Consider the following 19,932-nt stretch of genomic DNA (forward strand, 5'->3'; position numbering starts at 1 on the left):
CATGCGAAGGGTGCGGGGCGACGTGAGAGACGCCCCGCACCCTGGGTGTTGATCAGCTACCGGTGCTGGTGTCGGTCGCTCGAGGCTGCCGCGGTTTGGCGGCCTGCGCCTTCTTGGCCTTCGTGGCCGCTGCCGTGGAGCGCCGTGGAGCGCCGTGGGCGGGGCATGGTCGGCGGCTTCTTCGACTCGGCCTCCGATCCGACGGGCTGTGCCTTCTTGGCTGTGCGTCGTGCGGGCTTCGCCGGAGCGGCGGTTTTCTGCGGCTCGGGTTCGGTCGCCGCCTGTTCGCCCTTGTTGGTCTCCGTCAGGCCCGTAGCTGCCGTGTCCCTCTCCATGGCCGGGACGCGTCGGGAGCGCTTCTTCGGGAAGGCGCGCAGCGGTGGGCGCTTGCCGTCGAACGCCGGCAGGAGTCGGGTGCGGATGTTCCGCGCGGTGGTCGCGGCGGGTGGGTTGTTCGTGAAGCAGACGCCGACGTTGTAGCGGACGCCAGGGGTGAGCTGCTTGACGCTCCAGGCGTGCGCCTCGGCGTCCACCTCGTTGTCGAACGTGCGGGGCGGCACGTCAAGTGCCCAGGTCTGCACCGCCGCTCCCTTCCAGATGTGCTTGATGCCGATGCGGCGGCCGTCGGGGTGGACGAGGTATGCGGACACACCCGGATTGGGCTTGTTGTCGGTGTCGACGGTCCATCCGTCACCGAGTCCCGCCGCGGTGGCGGTGACGAACTCTTCGAAGTCCGCTGGGAAGACACGCTGCTTCTTCGGCGCGTCGGTGTCCTTGGGCGCGTTCGACTTCGCTGGGCTCATGCGCTTTCCTTCCGGGTCCGTGAGGTTGGGTCGGGCTTCCGCAAGGGGGTCGAGGTTGAGGGCGCTTTCACGCTGCGGCTCCCTCGGTCAGTTGGTTGAGGGCCTGGAGCAGTTGGTGAGCTCGCCGCTCGAAGAGGGCCTGCTCGACGACGGCATTGCGGTGCTTGATGACCGCGGCGCGTTGGTCGAGGGCCTCAGTGAGGCCAGCGTCCTTGGTGGCCAGGGTGTCGGCGCACCAGATGACGGTCTTGGGGCCGAGGTCCCAGAGGATCGCGTTGACGGCGGCGCAGGCGGTGGCGAGGCGGTCGATGTCGTTGCCGAGCCAGGTGTAGTCGTGCGGGTTGAGGCCGCGGAAGCGCAGCGTCTGGGCGACGGAGCGGAACATGCCGCCGGTGCCGAGGGCTGGTTCGCGGATGGTCGATCCTTGGTCGCCGACGGCGAGGACCTCGGCCATCAGGTCGGTGACGCAGGACGGGGTGTGGTACTCGCCGCGCCACTTCTTGTCGCTCTTGTGGCGCAGGCCCGTCAGGAGCGGGCTGAGGACGTCGGCCTCGGACCGCTCGGTCGGATCGTCCCGGGCGGTGAGGTCGAACAGGCCGCCGTGGACTGCGGTGTGCACGACGGCCTGCACCGCACGCAGTTGGTGTTCGTCGGGGTCTTCCTCCACCCAGTCGTGAAGCGGCCGTGCGACCTCGACGAGGTCGGGGCGTGTCATCCACTGGGCTGCCCAGATCTCCCGCAGCAGCTGGGGCAGTTGGGCGGGTTCCAGGGTGAGGAGCCAGTCGGCGACGAGCGGCTCCCGGAAGAAGGCCAGGGCGGCGATGGTTCCCAGTGGGACGTCCATACGGCTGCCGCCGTAGTGGCTGAACCACGCGGCGATCACGCTCTCGGCAACTGAGCCGGCGTGCCTGTGCGGGTCGCTCGGGAGGGCACGGCGCCTGCGGCGCGGGCTGCGGGCGGGCCGAGGCTCGGGCCGCCTGGCGGCTTCCTCTTCACGCCGCCGGGTGCGCTCCTGGAGCTTCTCCTCCACCTCGCCGAACAGGTCGAACTGGACCACGCTGCTCACCGCCCCGCGGTCTCGGCCGAGGCGAACGGGTGCGGTGGAGCGCCCTCGGGTGCGGGTACCGGGCCCGACTGGAGGATCGCCGTTGCGCGTTCGGCGCGCTGGACGTAGTAGGTGTGGGCCTCGCAGAGGCTCCGCATGCGTTCCTCGTGCTGCGCGACGAGTTGGCCGTAACGGTTCAGGGAGCGCGGCGCGCAGTGGTGCTCGTGGGCGCGGCGCAGCTCCGGCGTCCAGGGCTGGGTCAGCCAGTGTCTGGCCAGGGCGGAGACGATGGCGGAGGCTCGGCGGGCCGTTCCCCTCGGTGCGTGCACGGGTGCGCTGATGATGAGCCGGTGCGGACGGAGCCGCAGGTCGCCCGCGACGAGAGCGGAGCGGGGGAAGGACTCGGCGCCGGCGAGCGTGACGCCGAAGAGGACCGGGGCTTCGTCCATCTGGAAGCCGAGTGGTCCGGTGCCGTAGGCGACCTGAAGGATCTCCTCCATGGGGTCCTGGTCGGCCTCGGGGTGGTGGTCGGGGTCCCAGCCGAGGGTGAAGGCGCCGACGTCGGTGACGCGGTAGACGGCTTGGCCGGTGTCGAAGTCGGCGAACTCGGTGGCCTCGAGGGCCGGTCCGTCGCCGACGGTGAGAGTCAGCACAAGGGTGCCCTTTCTCGTGAATCAGGCATGGGTGGGGTAGGGGGCCGGCCGGGTGGTGACGGGCTCGGCCCCCTGATGTGGTGTGGGTGGGCTGGCGCTATCCGCCGTGTTCGGCGCGCCAGCCGTTCACGTAGGAGCCGACCTCCTCGGCGAGGGGCTCCAGGGACATGTCGCCGGGTGGCTCGTCCTCGGCCGTGGTGGTGTCGTAGATGACCTTGGACGTGCCGTACGTCTTGTCGATGTGTTCGGCCAGCCAGCCGCCGATTTGCCTGCGGTCGTCGTGCCAGGGCAGTGACTCGCGGCCCGCGATCGCCACGTACTGTTCGCCGTCGGTCGAGAGCTGGACGGTGATGTGCAGCTCGTTGCCGCACCAGTCCACGCCGACGTCCGTGCAGTGCTGTTCAAGGGCTTCGATGACGTCGGCGTACAGGGCGCGGGCCTTCGCCTCGTCGGCACGGCGCAGGAGCTGGACGGCGCTGAGGTAGTGGAGGGCCATCACTCGGCCTCCTTACTCAGGTCCAGGTCGGGGACGTGGTCGGCGCAGATGAGGGAGAGGGGTTCGCCGTCACGGGGGAGGTCCAGTTCGACGTCCTGGGGCTGGCGGCACAGCAGGCAGGCCAGGGAGACGGTACGGACCATGCGCAGCGCTCGGACCGGGGTGCTCGCCGGGAGGTGCAGCGGCTCCGTCCGGCCGGGGATGGTGAGGGCGAGGAGCGTGAGATCGGGGTGGACGACGGTCTCCCTGACGCCGACCACCGCGAGCGGCGTGCTCGGTGCGTCGGGGAAGGCGAACACGTCGCCGGGGCGTAGCTCGTGCGTGTACACGGGTCCGCTGAAGCTGAGGGTGACCACGGCGTGGCCTCGCATGTTGAGTGCTCTCTTTCCGTTGGGAAGGTGTGGTGTCGTCTCCGGTGGCCGTCTCGCACACGGCGCCGGAGTGGCCGGGCCGGTCAGTCGTCGATGACGTGGACCGGGCCGTCGAGGGGTGCTCGGTCGAGCTCCGCCGCGATGTGCGGAGGGACGCGGAGCAGGCTGGCGGCGTGGAGAGTGAGCTCGCCGCTCACGAAGTCGACCGCCACGGTGCCGTCCGGGGCGACGCGGGTCACGCGCCCGTACAGGGGCTGCTCGGGGTGTCTCACCCAGTCGTGGACGGCAAGGGGCGGCAGATGCCGCGGACACCGGCCCTGGTCCCGCAGGGAGAGGTGCTGCGCAGAGGGGTGCCAGCAGGGCTCGCCGTCGGGGCGGGGGTGCTCGCAGCCGCGGGTGATGTGGCCGTAGCCGTCGCAGCGGATCAGGACGGGGCCGGGCCACGGTTCCTGGGCGCGCACGATGGCGAAGGTGACGGCACCCTGCGGCCCCTGGTCGTGGTGGGCGAGGTACTCGACGGTCAGGCCGATGGTGGTCGGCCAGGTGTTCAGGACGTTCGCCGCGATCGTCTGGGCGTGTACGGCGGGAACCGCGGGCGCCGGCGTGCGCTCAATGTGCAGGGGCATGACAGGTCATTCCTTGTCGGGGTCGGTCTCGGTCTCCGCCTCGGGCTCGATCTGTGGGAGCAGGAGGAACGCCCTGTGCTCCGTCGGGCCACCGATGCGGACGAGGTGCTGCGCTCGCAGGTGCGGAAGGGCGTGGATCTGCCGGGTCAGGACCGCGATCTGCCGCTCGGTCTCCGCAGGCCACAGCGGGTGCCGGCGGTCAGCCGGGGCCGGTCCGGCGATCAGGTGGCTGAGCTCCTCGGTGTCCGCCCCCGTGACGTCGAGTACTCGGCAGGTGTCGCCCGCGAGGTCGACGGTGATCAGCCCGGCGTTCGGGTGGTGTGCGCGGACGAGTTCCGCGATCCGTACGACGCGGTCGGCCGGCGGAAGGTCGAGCACCCGGCGTCTGTCCGGCGTCGGTGTCGGACGAACGGCGGTCCAGGCAGCGGAGCGTGGCCCGGCGAGCGCGTCGCTCAGATCGTCTGCCAGTTCCTCCAGGTCGAGCGCCGTGTCCTCGGCCTCCTGGCGTACATCGAGGAGCAGTTCCTCGGCGCCTTGGCGCGTGGCCCACAGGCCGTGCAGTCGCACTCTCCGGTCGTGTGCGGACTGGTCGAAGGTCAGATGGGTCGTCGTCGGGTACGCCTCGACGAGCTGTGCGGTGACATGGTCCAGGACCGCGATCTCGTACTGAGCCTGCGCCGCGTTGAAGGCGTCGACGGCGAGCTTCCGGTGACGCAGGGCCGTGGCGGACCGCTGCGCTGCGGATTCGGTCATCGGGGGTAACCCCTTCCAGGGCAGGACGGCTGTCACGGGTGAGCGACCTTGGGCGAGGCGGACGGCTGGTACGGGAAGACCAGCTGCCACATCTGACCCTCGTGCTCGGAGGTGACCTCCACGCACGGGGTGAGGTGCCGGCTGCGCAGGTGCGGCAGGGCGTAGAGCTGGCCGAGGATGCGGGCCAGGTGGTGGGAGACGTCGTGCGGCCAGGGGCTCTCCTCTGTCTCCGGCGAGCAACGGGGACACGGGATGCTGACCGCTTCGCCGCCCCTGAGCGTCAGCTGTTCGAAGCCGACGGCGATGCCCCTGTGGTTCGCCTCGAATCGGCAGATGAGCGACTCGGCCTCGGGGACGTGCCTGCGGACGATCTCCGCGACGGCGGCGGGTCGGTCGGCCGGCGGGAAGGTGATCCAGCGGCGGTCGCGGTACTCGTGGACGGGATGCGGCTCCACGACGCCCCATCGGTAGAGGAACGAGGCGTCCAGGACGCGGTCGAGGTCGCTGACCAGTTCGTCGATGTCCAGCGGGCCGTCGCGCCACGCCTGCTGCGGGTCGTTCTGGGGGTCGTAGAGCAGGCGGCAGTGGCCGATCCCGGGTTCCTGGCCGCCCCAGATGCCGTGCAGTCGGAGGTCCCCGTCGGAGTCGAAGCCGATCTCGAGGTGCTGGGCCTCGGGGTGAGCCATACGGACGCGGGCGGCGATGTCGTCGTGGATCGCGAGGTAGAGCGTTTCGCCGGCTTGGACGTAGGCGGTCGCGAGTTCGTTGAGCGGCAGCTCGGTGGGCCGAAGTGGTCTTCTCGGCATGGGGGTTTACTCCTGTCTGAGTTCGGTGGTCACTTCTCTCGGCGCAGAACGAGGGCGGTCGCGTTGTCAGCGCCGTTGATGCCGGCCGCGCTCGCGAGGAGTTCGGCGCCGTCGTTCGGGTCGGCGCAGCGGAGAGCGGTAGTGATGGTTCGTTCGTCGACGCTCTGGCTGACGCCGTCCGTGCACAGCAGGACCGCGGTGGTGGTCTCCGCCGGCAGCGAGGTGGTCACGAACTCGTGGCGCGCGACGGTGCGGGTGAGCTTGCGGTCGTACATCCGCAGCGGTCCGCGGTGTGTGGAGTGCTCGCGGATGCGCTCGCCGAGCGTGTGGTCGTACGTTGCACGCTGGAGCTCCCCGCCGGTGGTGAGGGCGTAGGCGCGGCAGATGCCGGCCCACGCGATCCGGATGCGGCTGTGGTCGGGGTCGAACAGCGCGGCGACGATCGACGCGTCCGCGGTGATGCTGCTGGCGGCGAGCTTGTCGCGGGCCCTGGCGCATGCAACCTCGGGGGTGGCGACGAGCGTCGCGCCGGCGGCTTCCTCGGCGGCGAGGTGGGCCGCGTCGGCGGCGTCCGCGGTGTCGCCGATGCCGTCGGTCACGGCCACGGCGATACGGCCTGTGGCCCGGTCGCCCGTGACGGCGAAAGCGTCCGCCTGCACCTCGCGTCGGCCCTGCCGTTGTGCGCCGCCGACGCGCCACGGTGTTCGGGACATGTCTGAACTCCTTTGCGGGATGAGGTGATTCGAGGGCGGACCGCCCGGGGCCGGAGCCGCTCGCACCGGCGCGACCCCGGGCGGGGGTGTGGAGTGCTAGGGCGCGCCGACCCCGACCTGCTGGGCAGCCGGGGCGATGAACTGCGGGCAGGAGCCGAAGCGTTCGTGGAGCGTGTGCTCCCTCTCCCACTGGCCGCAGCGGGCGCAGGTGGGTTGGGCGTGGCCGGGAGCGGGGCGTGCGACGTAGGCCCCGGGGAGTTCCCCGTCGGTGAAGACGACGACCCCGGTGGCCTCCTCGAGGCTCGCGGCGCCCCGGCCGTGCCGGGTGGTCTGGCTGAGGGTGCGGCGCAACAGGGCTCCGGACCAGTCGAAGCCGGTGCCACTGTCGACCTGCGGGTCCTCGTAGGTGACGCGGTAGGCGGGGAACGTCGCTTCGTCGGGGTCGGTGAGGGGGCGGGCCCAGAACTGGAGGGGCCGGTCGTCGGCGTGCTGCTCGGAGGGCGGGGCGACGGCGGAGACGATGCGCATGATCAGGTCGCCGTCCTCGCCGAGCCCGGCCTTGCGGGCCGCGTACGCGCACAGTTCCCGGAAACCGGAGACGCCGTAGGCGGCGAGCCATCGGTCGGGGGTCAGCTCTCCGCCGAAGTTCTGCCGGAAGTCGGCGCGGTCGCGGCGCTGGACGGCGGCGATGACACCGACCGCGCGGTCGATCACGGCCGGCGCGATGCCATACCTGGCGGCTTCGGCGTGCAGTAACTGCTCGCGCGTGGGCTGGTCCACTTCGCTCTCTCCTTCGTGGTTGTGGGTCCGGCGCTGCCCGGGCCCGTGGTCGGTGCGGGCGTTACGGGAGGGACGGGAGCCGTTGTCCGAAGTGCTCGGCCGCGATGCCGTGCAGCGCGTCGAGCCGGGCCGACAGGCGCTTGCCGAGCGTGCGGCTGTGCATGTCGATGCCGCTCTCGTGGCTGACGGACTCGAGGCGCCATCGGCGGTGACCGTCGTCGAGCGTGAAGTCGAACAACTCGCCGTGGCGTGCGCCGCGCAGCGTCAGGACCCGCACAGGTCTGCCGTCTGGATCGGTACGGAGGGCGGGCGGGCCCTGGACGCGGGCGGCGGCCACTATCTCGGCGATGTCGGAGAGGGGGATGCTGGTCATCGGTTTCCTCGTGCTCTTGTCGGGGTGCCGACCGTTTCCGACCGGCATCAGTCCTTTGTCACCACACATGTCAGGGGCGTACTGAAACACCTGACTCCGTCAGATGTCCCGATACAGGTCCGGGCGGCCGGTGGTCTCACGCAGGGCGCAGGCGAGGAGCCGACCGGCGCCCTCGACGCCGAGGACGTCGGCCACGAACTGCACCGGGGTCACCGGATGCCCCACCTCCTCGCTGTAGGCGCGAGCCAGAGCCTCGCTGATCGAGCGCGCCTTCTCCTGGGCCTCCGCGAACTGCTGGGGAGTCACACCCCGGGCGGCGAGTCCGTCGACGAGCGCTCGCCACTCGCCAGGAGTCAGTTGCCGGAACACTGGTCGACCTCCGAGGGTTGTTGAGCGATGATGTTGATAACATTTTATCAACCTTGATCACTTTGTGTCAAGTGTTGTCTATCGACTGACTTGGTCTTCGGGAGCTGGCTGCACCTGAGTGCCTCCCGCACGGCACGGCGCGGCCCGTCCAGAGCGCCGCTCTCCTCGAGCTGGGCGGCGAGGGCCCGTCGCTTGCGGTCCTCCTCGAACCACTGGCGGTCCCGGCGACGGGCGCGCATGTCCTTCTCGCGTTTCTCCTGAGCCGCAGCAGCGGCGCGCCGGGCGCGGGTGCTGGTGCCGCAGCCGCGGCAGTTGGCGGCAGGGGCGTCCGGGTGAGCCGGGCAGTCTCCGACGGCATCACCGCGGACGTCACCGTCACCCGGGGGTAAGGGGGCGTAGCCCTGGTGGTTATCTGACGGTTCCCCGGCCAGATCGGCCGGTTCCTCCGCCTGATCTGGCCGGTGGCCGGACTGGCCGGTGGCCATCCTGGCCGCCTGTTTCGTCTTCCTTCCGCCCCTCTCCCCGTCAGCCCTCCTGGGCTTCTGGGCGGAGGTGCCGGATCCGGTGGTCGACGAGGTCGGCGACGCCGACGGCGGTCTCTGCGCACGCGGAACGTGGATCGTGTAGCGGTTGCTGGTGCGGCGCCCGTCCGAGAACCGGGCGTGGGAGACGATGAACCCCTCCTGCTCCAGCCACTCCAGGTGTCGGCGTACGGTGCGCTCTCCCTGGCTCGTCTTCTCCGCCAGCGTCGCCTGTCCGGGGAAGCAGGACCACGACTCGTCGGCGAAGTCGCACAGCGCCAGCAGCACCAGCTTCGCGCCGGGCTTGGCGATGTTCTGCCGGAAGGCCCAGGCCATGGCCTCGATGCTCAACTGCCTTCCTCTTCCTTCCTCCAGGCCGCCCGCCAGCGGTTGACGATGCGGGGCTCCACGTTGAGGCGCTCGGCGATCTCCTCGGCGCCGAGCGCCTCCCGGGTCATGAGACGGGCGGCGAGTTCCTGCTCGGCCTCGTTCAAGCGGGGCAGTGGGAGGTCCCCGTTGACGACCCGCTCGACGGCGAGGAAGTCGATCCCGGGCACCCCCGTGGTCGTGGTGCTGACGTAGACGCGACGCGCGGGCCTGCGGGTGAGGTCCGTGCCCTCGACAGCCGACGCGGACGTCACGTTGTGCGCTCGGAGTGCGTGGATGGTGCGCGACACCGGCTCACCCCTCGCCGTCGAGGTCACGGCCGTGCCAGGCCGACCTCGAGCGCTCGCGGTACGTAGGGGTCAGGGCGTCGGCGAGGCGGTCGCGGGGTGCGGACGTGGATGTGGACATGGTTCCCCCTCCAAGGACGTGTCCGGTGATCAGGAGTAGGCCGGGGTGCCGCCTGCGCACTGCGCCGGCGGCGGGGTGGCCCTGGGGCGTGTGGAAGTCAGCCGGTCTCGGGAACGCGGGAGACGCTGATCGTGCGGGAAGTCCGCCCACCGGATCGCATCGGAATGTCGATGCCCAGGCCCTCGAGGATCCGGATCATCGCTTCGGGGTCCGGTTCCGGCGGACGGGGACGTCCTCCGCTCCACGACAGCTTGAAGGCGCCGTAGGTGCCGGCGTCGGCCGCGTCCAGGATCTTGCGGGCCTTGGCCTTGCGCCTCTTCGCGGCGCTCTCCACCTCGGCCGCGTCCGCGTACGCGCGCAGCGCCTCGGTGACGGCCGTGGTGTCCTCGGCGAGGATTGTCTGCGGAGCGCGGTCGTCGGAGAGCTGGTCGAGCTTCCAGCAGGCCGTCCTGAAGGGACAGTTGTCGCAGATGATCGACAAACCGGGGCCGTCCAGGTCGCGCGGCATGGCCTCCGGTTCCGGGCTGGTCAGAACGTCCTCGGCCCAGGCGAGCGCCTGCTTCGTGACGTCCTCGTCGTACGGGCGCTGGTGCACGACGACCTGCCCGTACTCACGGCCCACGTACCGGAGCCGTACGACGTCGACGGGGAGCGGTTCGCCGGTCGGCAGACCGGGATGGTCCTTGAGGCCGCCGGTCCTCAACAGGTGGGCGTAGAGGTGGACCTGGAACCACTCGGCCTGGCTGGGTCCCTGACGTACGACGACGTCGAGAGCACGGGTGCTCTTGGTCTTCACGTCCTCGACGACGCCCAGGTCGCCGGGTGGTAAGCCCTGAGTCGTCCGCTGGTCGGCGGCCTGGCGGAGGTGGCCTGGAGCCCAGTAGGCGTCGGCGTGCCCGAGGATCACGCCGTCGGTGAGTTCCAGCTCCGTCCAGGCGCCGTACTGCTCCCGCAGGATGCGGAGGATGCCCTCGTGCAGCCAGGTACCGAGGATCGCGGCGTGCATGTTGTCGGCGAGGTCGGTCGGCCAGGTGCCGTGAACCTCATAGGCGGCCCTGCGTCTGCACAGGCCGATCGACGAGGGGCCCAGGAGGCGCTGCCGGGAGCGGGGTCTGGTGCGGTCGTCACGGTGCGCTCCCTTCCACAGGTCGGGGACCGGGACGCCGAGGTTGTCGACGGTGCTGTCGGTGGTCATGGAGATCTCGCACTCTGTTGGGTGGCCTGCCCGGCTGGGAGCTCCGGGCTGGTGGAGGGCTACTTCGCCGGGCGGATGGTCGTCCTGCTGCGGGAGGACTTCCGCGCCGCCGGCGTCTCCGCGGAGGTCTTCCGCGTCGTCGCCTTCTTCGCGGCGGCCTTGCGCGGCGCCGCCTTCTTGGCCGACGCGCGTCGGCGCGTGCGCGGGGCCTCGGCTGTCGGGTCGGCTTGTGTGGACGCGTCGCCGACGCTGTCGTCTCCCGGCTGCAGTGCGCTGAGCAGAGCCCTCAACTGCTCAGCGTCGGCGTCCTGATAGGAGACCCCGAAGTCGTCGAAGCACTGTTCGTTGACGGAGTCGAAGTCGATGCCGAGACGGCCTGCGAGCTGCTGCACCTCACGGCGTACTTCGTCCAGTTCGGCGTGGGGATCGGTCCGATGAGACTCCGACTCCTCCCCTGCTTTCTCGTCGCTCAGCGTTCCGTCGTCGCTCCGTTCCTCGACGACCTGGCCCTCTACCACGGCATCGGACGAGAGCTGCTCGCCGTCGCGCGCCGAGTCGTGCGGCACCTCCCCCTCGCCCTTCTGCAGCCGCGCGGCGGCGGCCTGGACGCGCAGGCGGGTCTCCTCGGCGTCCGCCGCGTGCAGTTCCTCGTCGACGTGCAGGCCGGACAGGTCCGCGGGACAGGCCCGGCGCAGGGCGAGTGCCTCGGCGACCTTGCTGAGCTGGCTGGCGGGCATCTGCGGCCACAGTCCGCCGAGCTTGTACTCCTGGGCCTCGTAGTCCCACACCTTCGGCGCGTACTCCCGCCAGTGGGCGACCGCCGGGAACCGGGAGTTCCCCCGCCAGACGACGGCCTTGCAGGCGGCCGGGGGCTCCTCGCGCAGCCACACCCTGTGCTCACCGCCTTCGGCGTCGAACCAGACGAAGTCCTCGTACGCGATGGACTCGCCGGCCCTGTCGGCAGCGCGCCGGGCGATCAACCGGTACCCGTCGATGCCGGTCTGGATCGTCCATCGGATCTCGCCGCGCGACTTCCGCTTGATCATGTAGATCTGCCGACCGAACGGGTCGAGCCCGGACGCCTTGCAGTAGTGGAAGAAGATCCCCAGCTGAGCCGGGCTGGCTTCCACCAGGTCCGGAAACGCCGCGCGCAGCGCGCGTAACTGCTGGTCCTCGAACGCCTTCTGGTCCTCGCGGATCGCGAGCCAGGTGACCGGAGCGTCGGCCATGTCCCCTCCGAACATGTCTACCCTTCATTGGCCTCACACTGCTACGACACATGTCAAAGACGGTGAGAGTGTAAATAAAAAACTATTTCACGTGATCGCCGGCGTCAAGTTCCAGCTCTCGTCGGCCACGCGTGCGGAGGTGGCGCAACTGGAACACTCCCGCCCATTCCGGATGCCGAGCACACAGTAGGCGCGCATAGCGCGAGGTGAAGTTGTTGTTCAGTCGGAACGGCTCACCGCCGTCGACCTGCCGCGACGACCAGCGAAGCTGCTCAAACAGCGCCTTGATGCCGATCGGCCCGCCACCCGACTTGACCCACTCGACCATCAGCTCCTCCAGGGCCTCGTAGACCCACGGGTGTGCCGAGTGGAAGGCGTCGAAGCGCTCGTCGAGACTTGCACCTCCGGGAGGCCGCCTTGCTGGCGGTCGCTCGCGACTGGTTATCCCCAGCGGGAGTTCGGGCTGTTGATGCATCAGCAACGTCACCTGACTGATGATTGTTGGGACACATGTAGACCCCACCTTAGAGCTGCATGACCAGCGGTGCACAAACTTCCGGTTCACGTGAGGCTGAAGGGAGGCAGGAAACCTCTACCTCCCCCATGGCGGACGGGTATGAAGGTCACGATGCAGCTGTTGCAGGCGGACGACTGTCGTCGATCGAGTGCGGCCAGGGGGAAGCGATATTCATGTACAAGCTGGGCAGTTCACTCACTTTCAGCAAGGAACCTGGGAGTTCACCCATCGAGGGAGAAACCCTCTCCGGGGCGTTCTCCACCGGGATTGCAACGGTGTGGCACCTTGGCATCAGTGGTCACCCGGACCTGCTCGTCCATGACAGGCAGTGGCGCACAGGCGAGCGTGACATAGTCACAGCCCGTCCGACACAGGTACCCACGATGCCGAAGCCGCTGTCAGCCCTTCTCGGCAAGAAACGTGCAGGGGTGGACAATTGGGAAGATCGTGGGCGCTGGCAACATCGGATGGCGGTCTACCTCGTACTTCCCGACCCTGACCGCGAGGGGTGGCCGAAGCAGAAGTGGTGCAGCGCAGACGAGTTGGTCGACGCCTGCGGAGCCGAACTCCTGGATGCCTTGGGAGACCACGGCGTCACCAAGATCGATACGAGGGAGACGATTCTCGGGGAGGAAGGGAGGCAGAGGAACCGACTCTGTGCGCTCCTCGACCCGGCCAGTGAGGTTGCCCCCGTCATGCTGTACGTGACCACCCGTGTGGTTCCGACGCTCAAGCACATCGAGTGGCTGTGACCACGGAAGTGTCCGCTATCGACGAGGGCGCACACTCAGGGAGAACCCGCCGGCGAAGAGCTCCGAGACGAAGGCGGTCACGTCCTCGACCGAGTGCTCCGCGGGCGTGAACGTTCGGGTCGTCGGCAGCGATGGCGGGGTAGCCTTCGGCTCGGCTGAAGGCTTTCGACCACGGGGCTTGATCTGCTCACGTTCACCCGCCCGGATCCGGTCGATGCCCTCCTGGACCGTGACTCGTCCTCGCTGCTCGGCATCCGCGAGGACCGTGTCGAGAAGCCACAGCGGCGAGCCGGAGATCACCGCATCCTCGGGCGCGAAGCTCTTCCGGACCCGCCACTGGTACACGTCCATGTACTTCTTACCGAAGATCCAGGGGATCTCCTTCAGGCCGACGAGGTCCGGCAGCTTCGCCGCGTCCCTGACCTCGTACCCGCCGTCGATGCCGGCCTTGTACTCCTCGAGCCGCTCCGGCAGGTACTCGCGTGTCCCGTCCTCGGCGAGGCCGAGCACGGTCGGCAGGAGCCAGTACGGGTTCCCGGAGATCACCACGTCCGGCTCACCAAGCACGCCGCGGGTCTTCCACAGCTGGGAGGTCTGCCGTTCCACGCCGTACAGGAACGCGATCTCTGCGTGCCCCAGAAGATATGGGAACCGCCTCGCGGTCATTCTCGGTACCTCTCGACTCCGTACGTCTATACATGACACTTGATGCGTCAAGTGTAGTTGAGCGGCGAGCAGCTCGATGGCCACCATCGGCCTGACCGGTGACCGCCGGGTCCGTGCCAAGTGCCGCCGCCGTACGTCTCAGGATGACCGTTCAGGGGACTGCCGTTGCTGTGATCGATATCGTTACGGGCGGCGGCGTTCTGGGGAGGGGGCGTCATGGGCGTGAACTGGACGGACGCGGACGAGGAGATCGGCTCTCTGCGAGCGGCGGGTTTCTGGAATCCGCCTGCTGCCACCGCCATGGAGGTCCTCGGGCTGGACGAGCGTGAAGTCCCGCACAGCCGCGTGCTGAGGTGGCTGCTCGACCCCACGGGATCCCATGGACTCGGTCTGCGGATGCTCGGTGCCCTCCTGCGACGGTCGGGGCGCGAGGACCTCGCGGCGTCTCTGCTCCCGGAGCGGATTCGCGTCCAGAGGGAACTCGTGCTGGAGGGCAGCGTTGAGCACGCGGATCGACGTGCGGACATCGTCGTCTGGGTAGCCGGTACGCCGGTCGTCATCGAAATGAAGGTCAGGGCCAAGGAGAGCACTGACCAGACCAGAGACCTGGCCGGCCACTTCCACGCTCTTCACGACTCGCCACTCTTCATCTATCTCACCCTCGACGGTTCGGACGCGGATCACCACGCCTTCAGGCCGGTGCGATTGAAGGAGGTGGCGTTCGACCTGCGTGAAACGCTGGCGGCGGCTCCGGCGCCGACCCGGGCCGCCGAGATCGTGGGCCGCCGTACCGCGGCCGACTACCTGGAGACGCTCGGGAGGCTCACACGCATGGACGCCACGTCCCAGGCGGCAGCCCGGTTCTGGCTGCGACACGGCGACGACCGCGCCTTCCGCGATGCCAAGGCGGCGGCTTGGACTCTGCTCAGGGAACTCCCAGACCGAACGGCACAGGCACTTGCGGAGCACTGCGGCACCGCCGGCAGCGACTTCCGCACCTTCATTCGCCTGGAAGAGGTTCAGGGCAAGGACACGTTGCGCGACGAGCGCATCGTGCTGCTGGCCCACCAACGGTGGCTGGACGAACAGGACGAGCCCAGAGCCGGGGTCGGGCTCGCCGTGCGGGAACACCGCTACCACGATGACGACAACTGGACCCAACACAACATGCCCTTCTGCGGCATCTGGTTTTCCGACCCGACTCTTCACCAAGTGCTGGTCGACCGACCGATGAAGTCCTGGGGTAAATGGGGGGTGAACTGGGACTATCTGCCGATGGGGCTGGAAGAAGCAGGGACGCGACAGGACCCTGTCGACGTCTACGCGAGGCGTGCCGCCGCCCTGATCCGGGATCTGTGGACCGCTCACAGCGCCAGAATCGACGCGATTGTCTATGGCACGGCGACTGAGCCATCTGAAGGCCCTGAGGAAACACTCTTCTGCCAACCCGGGTAACAGCTATGAGTGTCGTCCCGCCCGCGAGGAGGCGGAAGGACCGCCTTGTCCGACCCGGCGCGGCCACCGTAGGCTGACGTCCTCTTTCCCTTGTGGAACGGTGCCCCGGGATCTGACTCGCACTCTGCCCGGGGCACTGCCTCAGTTGGGGAGAGTTGGGGAGGGCTCGTCTGGGGGGACTGGCTGTTGTGAACGTCGGTGGAACGCTTCTCGGCGAGAGAATCACGAAAAGTTACCCCCGCCGGGGCAGCATGCAACTTGTCCGTCTCGGCGCGGCCGCAGAGTTCATGTGTTCGCGGTGCACGCAGACGAAGAGAGCACGGCTCGTCGCTGTGCATGGCGACGCCCTGTTCTGCAACGGCTGCTATGGGCGCGTGGAAGCGAACGCCAAAGCGGCGGAGCAGAGCCTGTCCGGAAAGACCGGCCAGCCCTTCACCGTTTCCGAGTCCTCGTCGGCAGTGCGGCATGCCGAGCCGCCAACACCCGAAGCCCAGGACCTTGCCCGCGTGGTTGTCGAGGAGCCTGACCGGGGGCTGCCATTCTCTGTTGTGAGCACCGGCCGAACTGTGACGTGGAACCTTTACGTACGTGCGGAGCATCTGCTGCGCGGTACGTTCCCCGTCCCGGTCGAGCTGGCTGAGCGGGCACCGGGGACATCCCTCAACATCGCTCGCGTACCGAGCGGCAAACTCGCTCTCGTGCAGGGCGCCAAACGTGTGCCCATCCTCGATTACCAGCCGGGAACCAATCTCCAGACGGACGGAGTACAGCCGCTCCTCACAGGCATGTCATGGCACTCGTTCGTCCTCCCAGGGACCCGGATCGCCGCGCGGTGGGACCAGAGGGCGAGGACGAGGCTTCACATCGCCTACACCCGGCTGCCCAGGCCGGTCATCTTCGCCGGCACGATGGTTCGCTACGCCTACGACCCGCGGATCATGACCCGTGACCTCGCCGCCGCTGACGTACGAGCGGACCGTACGGAGGAGCTTGTCCTGGTCACGCTGCGAGAACTCGGGTACCTCGACGAACAGGGCCGCGCACTGCTCCCGGAACCGGCGCTGATCCGCAACGCCACCGAACGGGCTGAGCCCGGACAGACGTCGCAAGCGGAGATCGGAAACGCGATTCAGCGCCTTCTGTCACGGAAGTTGCTGACGTGGGAGTGGGGCAGCCTCGGCGCGGGTGGCATGCTTCGCTACCCCGCCCGTGTCGGTGAGAACCCGGTCGAACTGCTCTGCTACACCCCCACTGTGTGCGAGGTGGACCACGAGGACCTGCCGACAGCAGGTGGGCACGGGGCGAACGCCGTGAGCGCCCATCGAGTAGCAGGTCATCTGATGCGCATAGGCCACCTGGGCAAGGAGGCCAGCGCCGAAGCGAGAGCCGCATACCGACACGACCACCAGAGAGCCGGCCTTGCTGGTCCCCATGAGTTGCCCCGCGGCTACACCTACGTCCGCGAACACGACCGGGGGGTATAGAGCATCGTGCCGTGAAGGCACCGCAACTCCGCGAGCCCGGGCGGACTTAGCTGTGAATGAGCCCGATCCACCGGTTGATGTCCGTCAGTGGCGGAGTCAGGAATGACACGGTGGTTTCAAGATCGCTGGCTGGCGGTTGAGTTGAGGTGGGGGCGGCGTGTTGGCCTGCTGACGGGGGGATGGACAGCTCGTACAGACACACGGCCAAGTGCAGGAAGGCCGGCCTGGGTGAAGTGGTTTCTCAGCGGCCGACCGCCGACCAGACACCGAGGCCGAGAGCGGCAAGCCCCGTAAGTGTGCTGATGGCGGGCAGCGGCCACCGCGAGCGTTCGAGAGCGGTGACGCGGGCGTCGAGTTCCTCGACGGCCTTGTCTATCTGGTCGGATCGCTGGACCAAGAGGGCGAGTTGGCCGTCGATACGCGCCAGCCCGACTTCGAGGGCGCGACGGAGCTCGGCGAGCTCGAGTGCGATCTCTCCGTCGGGCATGGCGTCTGCTCCTGCGGTCAGTTGGTGGCGGTGGAGGCGGGGTCGCTTTCGGCTGGGAGCCATGACGCGGTACCGGCGCGGCCGAGGAGGGAGCCGATGGCGCCCTTGAGTACGGCGAGGCCGGCCGGGATCGCGGCGATGGCCGCCGACTCGAGAGCGGACAGGTGGATGAGGTTGGTCGTGCCGGATGCCAGGAGGAGGCCGAGGAGTGCCTCGACGTACGTCAGCACGGCGCGCTCGGCGATGTCGGCGAAGAGCTTGGGCGCGGTGCGGGTTGCCATGAGGCAGAGATCCTTTCGGTGGCCGGGTCAGGGCTTGGGGACGCGGAGCTTGGCCCAGCTCGTCGGGCCCGGGATGCCGTCGGCGTCGGTGCCGGAGTAGCCGAGCTTTCGCTGCCAGACGGCATAGGAGCGGCGGTCGGCATCGGTCCATGTGGGGCCAGGGCCCTTGGCGTACTTCCCGCAGCCCTCGGCGACGAGCCGCTTGCCCATCGCCGTGATCACGGACGAGCGGTGGCCGGCGCGGAAGAACTCGGTTCCCGGGAAGGGGGCGTACTCCGGCTCGTCTGCGGCCGGGGTGTCACTCGTCGGCTTTCCGTCCAGCAGTTCGGTGACGGCCGTGCGGAAGTCGTCCATCGTGATGCCGGCAGGGTCCGGCTTGCCGGGCTGCCACTCCTTGTGACCGATGACCGATCGCGCACTCCAACCATGGGCCTGGCACAGGGCTGCGCTGACCTTGTGCATCGCGTCGAGCTGGGCCTGCGGCCAGGTCTGGCCGCCACCGGTGTTGATGCACTCGAAGCCGTAGAAGTGCGAATTGCCGTCGGTGTTGGCCTCGTTGTCCGGGGGCAACGACTTCTCGGCGATGACCGCCTTGAGGACGTCGTCGTCTCCTGAGCCGGCGTGGTTGGCGCGGCCGTAGCCGACGAGGTGCACCGTGCCGGCGCGGTCGATCACGCCGTGGCAGAGTGGGCCGGGCAGCGAGGTGTAGCCGGTGCGGCAGAGCTCCAACATGCCGGACTCGGTGGAGTACGGGCCGGTGTGGTGGATCATGACGCCGTGGACCGGGCCCCAGGCGCCCTTGTGGTTGCGGTTGTGCGTGCGCCAGTTACCGTGCTCGACGACGCGGACGCCGGATCTCTTCAGGACGGAGAGGAACTGGTCTGCGGACAGTGGCTGAGCCACTTCGGGACGCTTTCTCCCCCGCGCCTCCGTGTACTGCAACAGCGCCAGGAGCCAGCTGGCGGTCCCTCGGAATGAGCAACCTTCGAGCACCTGTCCGGCACCGATCGCAGGGTGGAGGGTCACCCGGCGCGGGGAGCCTAACCCATCGGGCTCCAACCACGCTCATCTGCTGGCGTCTGCCCGGCTCGGTACACGAGGATCCTCTTCTGGGTGTGAGCAGCGGCACTGCAGTAGCGCTTCCAACCGGGACCTGGGTCGAGACTGCAGACCGTCAGATACCGCAGATGAGAAGGAGAAGCATGAAACCGGACGAAGAGTTGTTGGAAGAGATAGCCAGCAAGAGGCATGCACTGCACCTCCACCGTGCGTGGAGGGCTGGAGAGAGCCGCATCTACACACTCCTGAGAAAGGCGGCTGAGTTTAGAGCTAAGGAAATTGATTCTGGAATACAATCCGATGTTCCGTGGGAGACGCTCTTTGAGTTACTGATTCAATGGCATCACGCACTCCCGCTCGGAGACGGAGAGTGTGACGAGGAAGCGGCATTTGAGGTGCTGGTTATTGCTCTCGAGTTCTCACGCTGGGAGCAAATCGAGCACAGCGTTCGAGTGGGGGCTTACCAGGTAAGGCGCAGAGGGAGGGAACTTCGTGTACGCCACTCGTGGGATCCGGCCCGAGAGGCTGCCGACATGTACCTCGAGGCTCGGTCGCGCCCCAAAGAGCTACCGCCCTTCTCCGAGATGGAGCGAAAATGGGCGAGCACGCGAGCCGTTGAGTCACGACAAGGGCCACCAATGGAGGTTCTGAGGGCCTCCGCAGAGCGCGCGATGGTGTCAATCGATGCATGGAGAAGCGCATCGCCCGAAGGGTATTTACCCGACTCATTTGACCTCGGCAGTGGGCTCACAGTGGGGGTGGCCGCAGCACTCCTGGCTGGCGTCATGGGACTCGCCGACTTGTGTGAACTGGCCGCCCGTTCCGCCACGAGGTTGGAGACCACGCTGGCTCACCTTACTCGGCAAGAATTAGTCAATGCTCTGAGCAACTTGTACCCCGAGGTGCCGACTTCTCGTATTGATGACCTGCTTGAGCGGCTGACCTATCGTGTAGGTCGCTCCGCACGTACTGCGCCCCTCGTCGCATACGGAGACAAGATCATTCTCAACCCTCCGCTCATCACCTCAAGGGCGGTTGATGTCATCGCTTTGAGAACCGCAGCTCACGATGCGAGTCGATTCGGTCGTGTTGGGCAGAACCTTGGAAAGCGGGCGAAGGCATGGGAGACGTGGCTTGCGTCGATCCCGGGGGTGGAGGCGCGAAGCAACGTGAGGGTGCGGCGCGGAGACGGCAAGCCTGCTGGCGATCTCGACGTTATTGCTGTTGATGCCGAGAATGGATTGGGACTTTGTCTCGAAGTCAAATGGCCCGTTGACGCTGTCACGCGGCGGGAGGTGGAGAAGGTCGAGACCCTGGTCACATCCGCCGCCGACCAGTTGGGAAGAGTCCGTGACGAGCTACAGTCCGGGACTGCGGTGGCAACGCTTCCGGCAGGATGGCCGCAGCTGAGTGAACTAGACATGACCTGGGGTGTCGGCACGCCCCAGCAACTCTGTCTGCGTCCGGTTTCCGTCCAGGGCATCTGCGCGACTTCTTTGCGCTACCTTCTCGAAGCTGGAGACCCACCGTCGCTTCGCAGCGTCGTCGAACTACTGAAGCACCCCGACCTGCCGACGCGGAACCTTCACTTCTACGAAGAGGCGTTCAGCCTCCGCTTGGGACACCGTGAAATCATCGTGGACAGAATAGGGCTGAGGCAATTCGGATGGCGCCCGAGATTTCCGAACCTGAGATGAGTCATG

General features: G+C 68.1%; 25 protein-coding genes. 4 read left to right on the top strand and 21 right to left on the bottom strand.

Features of this window, described 5'->3' with window-relative positions; all coding sequences use genetic code 11:
- Positions 1-56: 56 nt before the first annotated feature.
- The 17 genes from ACH4ZX_RS12320 to ACH4ZX_RS12400 all read right to left on the bottom strand — a co-directional run bounded on the left by ACH4ZX_RS12320 (position 57) and on the right by ACH4ZX_RS12400 (position 12,015).
- The gene (locus ACH4ZX_RS12320; protein ID WP_398271380.1) at positions 57-803 is read right to left on the bottom strand and encodes a hypothetical protein; all 747 of its coding nucleotides are present in this window, start codon (positions 801-803) and stop codon (positions 57-59) included.
- Positions 804-870: 67 nt separating this feature from the next.
- Positions 871-1,869, bottom strand: coding sequence for an N-6 DNA methylase (locus ACH4ZX_RS12325; RefSeq protein ID WP_398271382.1), 999 nt, complete (start codon positions 1,867-1,869; stop codon positions 871-873).
- Positions 1,866-2,501 (bottom strand): hypothetical protein, encoded by a 636-nt coding sequence (locus tag ACH4ZX_RS12330; RefSeq protein ID WP_398271384.1) that lies wholly within the window; start codon positions 2,499-2,501, stop codon positions 1,866-1,868. The genes ACH4ZX_RS12325 and ACH4ZX_RS12330 overlap by 4 nt, the downstream gene beginning before the upstream one ends.
- A gap of 97 nt (positions 2,502-2,598) precedes the next feature.
- Complete coding sequence (locus ACH4ZX_RS12335; RefSeq protein ID WP_398271386.1) at positions 2,599-2,997, bottom strand: hypothetical protein; 399 nt, start codon at positions 2,995-2,997, stop codon at positions 2,599-2,601.
- A complete protein-coding gene (locus ACH4ZX_RS12340; protein WP_398271388.1) occupies positions 2,997-3,368 on the bottom strand; it encodes a hypothetical protein in 372 nt (123 codons plus the stop codon). The genes ACH4ZX_RS12335 and ACH4ZX_RS12340 overlap by 1 nt, the downstream gene beginning before the upstream one ends.
- Positions 3,369-3,451: 83 nt before the next feature.
- Complete coding sequence (locus ACH4ZX_RS12345; protein ID WP_398271390.1) at positions 3,452-3,994, bottom strand: hypothetical protein; 543 nt, start codon at positions 3,992-3,994, stop codon at positions 3,452-3,454.
- A 6-nt stretch (positions 3,995-4,000) separates the two neighbouring features.
- Entirely contained in the window at positions 4,001-4,747 is a 747-nt protein-coding gene (locus ACH4ZX_RS12350) for a hypothetical protein (RefSeq protein ID WP_398271392.1), read from the bottom strand.
- Positions 4,748-4,779: 32 nt separating this feature from the next.
- Positions 4,780-5,553 (bottom strand): hypothetical protein, encoded by a 774-nt coding sequence (locus tag ACH4ZX_RS12355; protein WP_398271394.1) that lies wholly within the window; start codon positions 5,551-5,553, stop codon positions 4,780-4,782.
- A 29-nt stretch (positions 5,554-5,582) separates the two neighbouring features.
- Positions 5,583-6,266, bottom strand: coding sequence for a PP2C family protein-serine/threonine phosphatase (locus tag ACH4ZX_RS12360; RefSeq protein WP_398271396.1), 684 nt, complete (start codon positions 6,264-6,266; stop codon positions 5,583-5,585).
- A 96-nt stretch (positions 6,267-6,362) separates the two neighbouring features.
- Positions 6,363-7,046 (bottom strand): hypothetical protein, encoded by a 684-nt coding sequence (locus tag ACH4ZX_RS12365; protein ID WP_398271398.1) that lies wholly within the window; start codon positions 7,044-7,046, stop codon positions 6,363-6,365.
- Between the two features lie 61 nt (positions 7,047-7,107).
- Positions 7,108-7,419 (bottom strand): hypothetical protein, encoded by a 312-nt coding sequence (locus ACH4ZX_RS12370; protein WP_398271399.1) that lies wholly within the window; start codon positions 7,417-7,419, stop codon positions 7,108-7,110.
- A gap of 99 nt (positions 7,420-7,518) precedes the next feature.
- The gene (locus ACH4ZX_RS12375) at positions 7,519-7,788 is read right to left on the bottom strand and encodes a hypothetical protein (protein ID WP_398271401.1); all 270 of its coding nucleotides are present in this window, start codon (positions 7,786-7,788) and stop codon (positions 7,519-7,521) included.
- Between the two features lie 47 nt (positions 7,789-7,835).
- On the bottom strand, positions 7,836-8,660 hold the full coding sequence (locus ACH4ZX_RS12380) for a helix-turn-helix domain-containing protein (protein ID WP_398271403.1): 825 nt from the start codon (positions 8,658-8,660) through the stop codon (positions 7,836-7,838).
- Positions 8,657-8,986: a hypothetical protein gene (locus tag ACH4ZX_RS12385; protein ID WP_398271405.1), complete on the bottom strand. Its 330-nt coding sequence runs from the start codon at positions 8,984-8,986 to the stop codon at positions 8,657-8,659. Before ACH4ZX_RS12385 ends, ACH4ZX_RS12380 begins: the two co-directional genes overlap by 4 nt.
- Before the next feature lie 215 nt (positions 8,987-9,201).
- The gene (locus tag ACH4ZX_RS12390; protein ID WP_398271407.1) at positions 9,202-10,299 is read right to left on the bottom strand and encodes a PD-(D/E)XK nuclease family protein; all 1,098 of its coding nucleotides are present in this window, start codon (positions 10,297-10,299) and stop codon (positions 9,202-9,204) included.
- A 59-nt stretch (positions 10,300-10,358) separates the two neighbouring features.
- Positions 10,359-11,528 (bottom strand): recombinase RecT, encoded by a 1,170-nt coding sequence (locus tag ACH4ZX_RS12395; protein WP_398271409.1) that lies wholly within the window; start codon positions 11,526-11,528, stop codon positions 10,359-10,361.
- A gap of 82 nt (positions 11,529-11,610) precedes the next feature.
- Entirely contained in the window at positions 11,611-12,015 is a 405-nt protein-coding gene (locus tag ACH4ZX_RS12400) for a hypothetical protein (protein WP_398271410.1), read from the bottom strand.
- 116 nt (positions 12,016-12,131) lie between these two features.
- Between ACH4ZX_RS12400 and ACH4ZX_RS12405 the strand changes: the two genes are divergently transcribed.
- Positions 12,132-12,797: a hypothetical protein gene (locus ACH4ZX_RS12405; RefSeq protein ID WP_398271412.1), complete on the top strand. Its 666-nt coding sequence runs from the start codon at positions 12,132-12,134 to the stop codon at positions 12,795-12,797.
- Positions 12,798-12,812: 15 nt separating this feature from the next.
- Here the strand turns inward: ACH4ZX_RS12405 and ACH4ZX_RS12410 are convergent, their stop codons facing one another.
- The gene (locus tag ACH4ZX_RS12410) at positions 12,813-13,550 is read right to left on the bottom strand and encodes a hypothetical protein (RefSeq protein ID WP_398271414.1); all 738 of its coding nucleotides are present in this window, start codon (positions 13,548-13,550) and stop codon (positions 12,813-12,815) included.
- Between the two features lie 129 nt (positions 13,551-13,679).
- Between ACH4ZX_RS12410 and ACH4ZX_RS12415 the strand changes: the two genes are divergently transcribed.
- The gene (locus ACH4ZX_RS12415) at positions 13,680-14,918 is read left to right on the top strand and encodes a PD-(D/E)XK nuclease family protein (protein WP_398271416.1); all 1,239 of its coding nucleotides are present in this window, start codon (positions 13,680-13,682) and stop codon (positions 14,916-14,918) included.
- Between the two features lie 374 nt (positions 14,919-15,292).
- The gene (locus ACH4ZX_RS12420) at positions 15,293-16,402 is read left to right on the top strand and encodes a hypothetical protein (RefSeq protein ID WP_398271418.1); all 1,110 of its coding nucleotides are present in this window, start codon (positions 15,293-15,295) and stop codon (positions 16,400-16,402) included.
- 241 nt (positions 16,403-16,643) lie between these two features.
- On the opposite strand, the gene ACH4ZX_RS12425 is transcribed toward ACH4ZX_RS12420, so the two are convergent.
- From ACH4ZX_RS12425 to ACH4ZX_RS12435, 3 genes are read right to left on the bottom strand one after another with little or no spacing between them, the layout of a single operon-like run.
- Complete coding sequence (locus tag ACH4ZX_RS12425) at positions 16,644-16,889, bottom strand: hypothetical protein (protein ID WP_398271420.1); 246 nt, start codon at positions 16,887-16,889, stop codon at positions 16,644-16,646.
- A 17-nt stretch (positions 16,890-16,906) separates the two neighbouring features.
- Entirely contained in the window at positions 16,907-17,170 is a 264-nt protein-coding gene (locus ACH4ZX_RS12430) for a hypothetical protein (protein ID WP_398271422.1), read from the bottom strand.
- Positions 17,171-17,197: 27 nt separating this feature from the next.
- A complete protein-coding gene (locus ACH4ZX_RS12435; protein ID WP_398271424.1) occupies positions 17,198-18,073 on the bottom strand; it encodes a peptidoglycan-binding protein in 876 nt (291 codons plus the stop codon).
- A 299-nt stretch (positions 18,074-18,372) separates the two neighbouring features.
- Here ACH4ZX_RS12435 and ACH4ZX_RS12440 point away from each other — a divergent pair, with 299 nt between their 5' ends.
- Entirely contained in the window at positions 18,373-19,926 is a 1,554-nt protein-coding gene (locus ACH4ZX_RS12440) for a hypothetical protein (RefSeq protein ID WP_398271426.1), read from the top strand.
- Positions 19,927-19,932 lie beyond the last annotated feature (6 nt).

Source organism: Streptomyces sp. NPDC020490 (assembly GCF_044335305.1).
Classification (GTDB): domain Bacteria; phylum Actinomycetota; class Actinomycetes; order Streptomycetales; family Streptomycetaceae; genus Streptomyces.

What these genes read in the sequence shown, in the direction of transcription:
- ACH4ZX_RS12320 (WP_398271380.1), bottom strand. Translation starts at nt 803, where the DNA reads ATGAGCCCAGCGAAGTCGAACGCGCCCAAGGACACCGACGCGCCGAAG.
- ACH4ZX_RS12335 (WP_398271386.1), bottom strand. Translation starts at nt 2,997, where the DNA reads ATGGCCCTCCACTACCTCAGCGCCGTCCAGCTCCTGCGCCGTGCCGAC.
- ACH4ZX_RS12340 (WP_398271388.1), bottom strand. Translation starts at nt 3,368, where the DNA reads ATGCGAGGCCACGCCGTGGTCACCCTCAGCTTCAGCGGACCCGTGTAC.
- ACH4ZX_RS12345 (WP_398271390.1), bottom strand. Translation starts at nt 3,994, where the DNA reads ATGCCCCTGCACATTGAGCGCACGCCGGCGCCCGCGGTTCCCGCCGTA.
- ACH4ZX_RS12350 (WP_398271392.1), bottom strand. Translation starts at nt 4,747, where the DNA reads ATGACCGAATCCGCAGCGCAGCGGTCCGCCACGGCCCTGCGTCACCGG.
- ACH4ZX_RS12355 (WP_398271394.1), bottom strand. Translation starts at nt 5,553, where the DNA reads ATGCCGAGAAGACCACTTCGGCCCACCGAGCTGCCGCTCAACGAACTC.
- ACH4ZX_RS12360 (WP_398271396.1), bottom strand. Translation starts at nt 6,266, where the DNA reads ATGTCCCGAACACCGTGGCGCGTCGGCGGCGCACAACGGCAGGGCCGA.
- ACH4ZX_RS12370 (WP_398271399.1), bottom strand. Translation starts at nt 7,419, where the DNA reads ATGACCAGCATCCCCCTCTCCGACATCGCCGAGATAGTGGCCGCCGCC.
- ACH4ZX_RS12390 (WP_398271407.1), bottom strand. Translation starts at nt 10,299, where the DNA reads ATGACCACCGACAGCACCGTCGACAACCTCGGCGTCCCGGTCCCCGAC.
- ACH4ZX_RS12395 (WP_398271409.1), bottom strand. Translation starts at nt 11,528, where the DNA reads ATGGCCGACGCTCCGGTCACCTGGCTCGCGATCCGCGAGGACCAGAAG.
- ACH4ZX_RS12405 (WP_398271412.1), top strand. Translation starts at nt 12,132, where the DNA reads ATGGCGGACGGGTATGAAGGTCACGATGCAGCTGTTGCAGGCGGACGA.
- ACH4ZX_RS12410 (WP_398271414.1), bottom strand. Translation starts at nt 13,550, where the DNA reads ATGGTGGCCATCGAGCTGCTCGCCGCTCAACTACACTTGACGCATCAA.
- ACH4ZX_RS12415 (WP_398271416.1), top strand. Translation starts at nt 13,680, where the DNA reads ATGGGCGTGAACTGGACGGACGCGGACGAGGAGATCGGCTCTCTGCGA.
- ACH4ZX_RS12425 (WP_398271420.1), bottom strand. Translation starts at nt 16,889, where the DNA reads ATGCCCGACGGAGAGATCGCACTCGAGCTCGCCGAGCTCCGTCGCGCC.
- ACH4ZX_RS12430 (WP_398271422.1), bottom strand. Translation starts at nt 17,170, where the DNA reads ATGGCAACCCGCACCGCGCCCAAGCTCTTCGCCGACATCGCCGAGCGC.
- ACH4ZX_RS12440 (WP_398271426.1), top strand. Translation starts at nt 18,373, where the DNA reads ATGAAACCGGACGAAGAGTTGTTGGAAGAGATAGCCAGCAAGAGGCAT.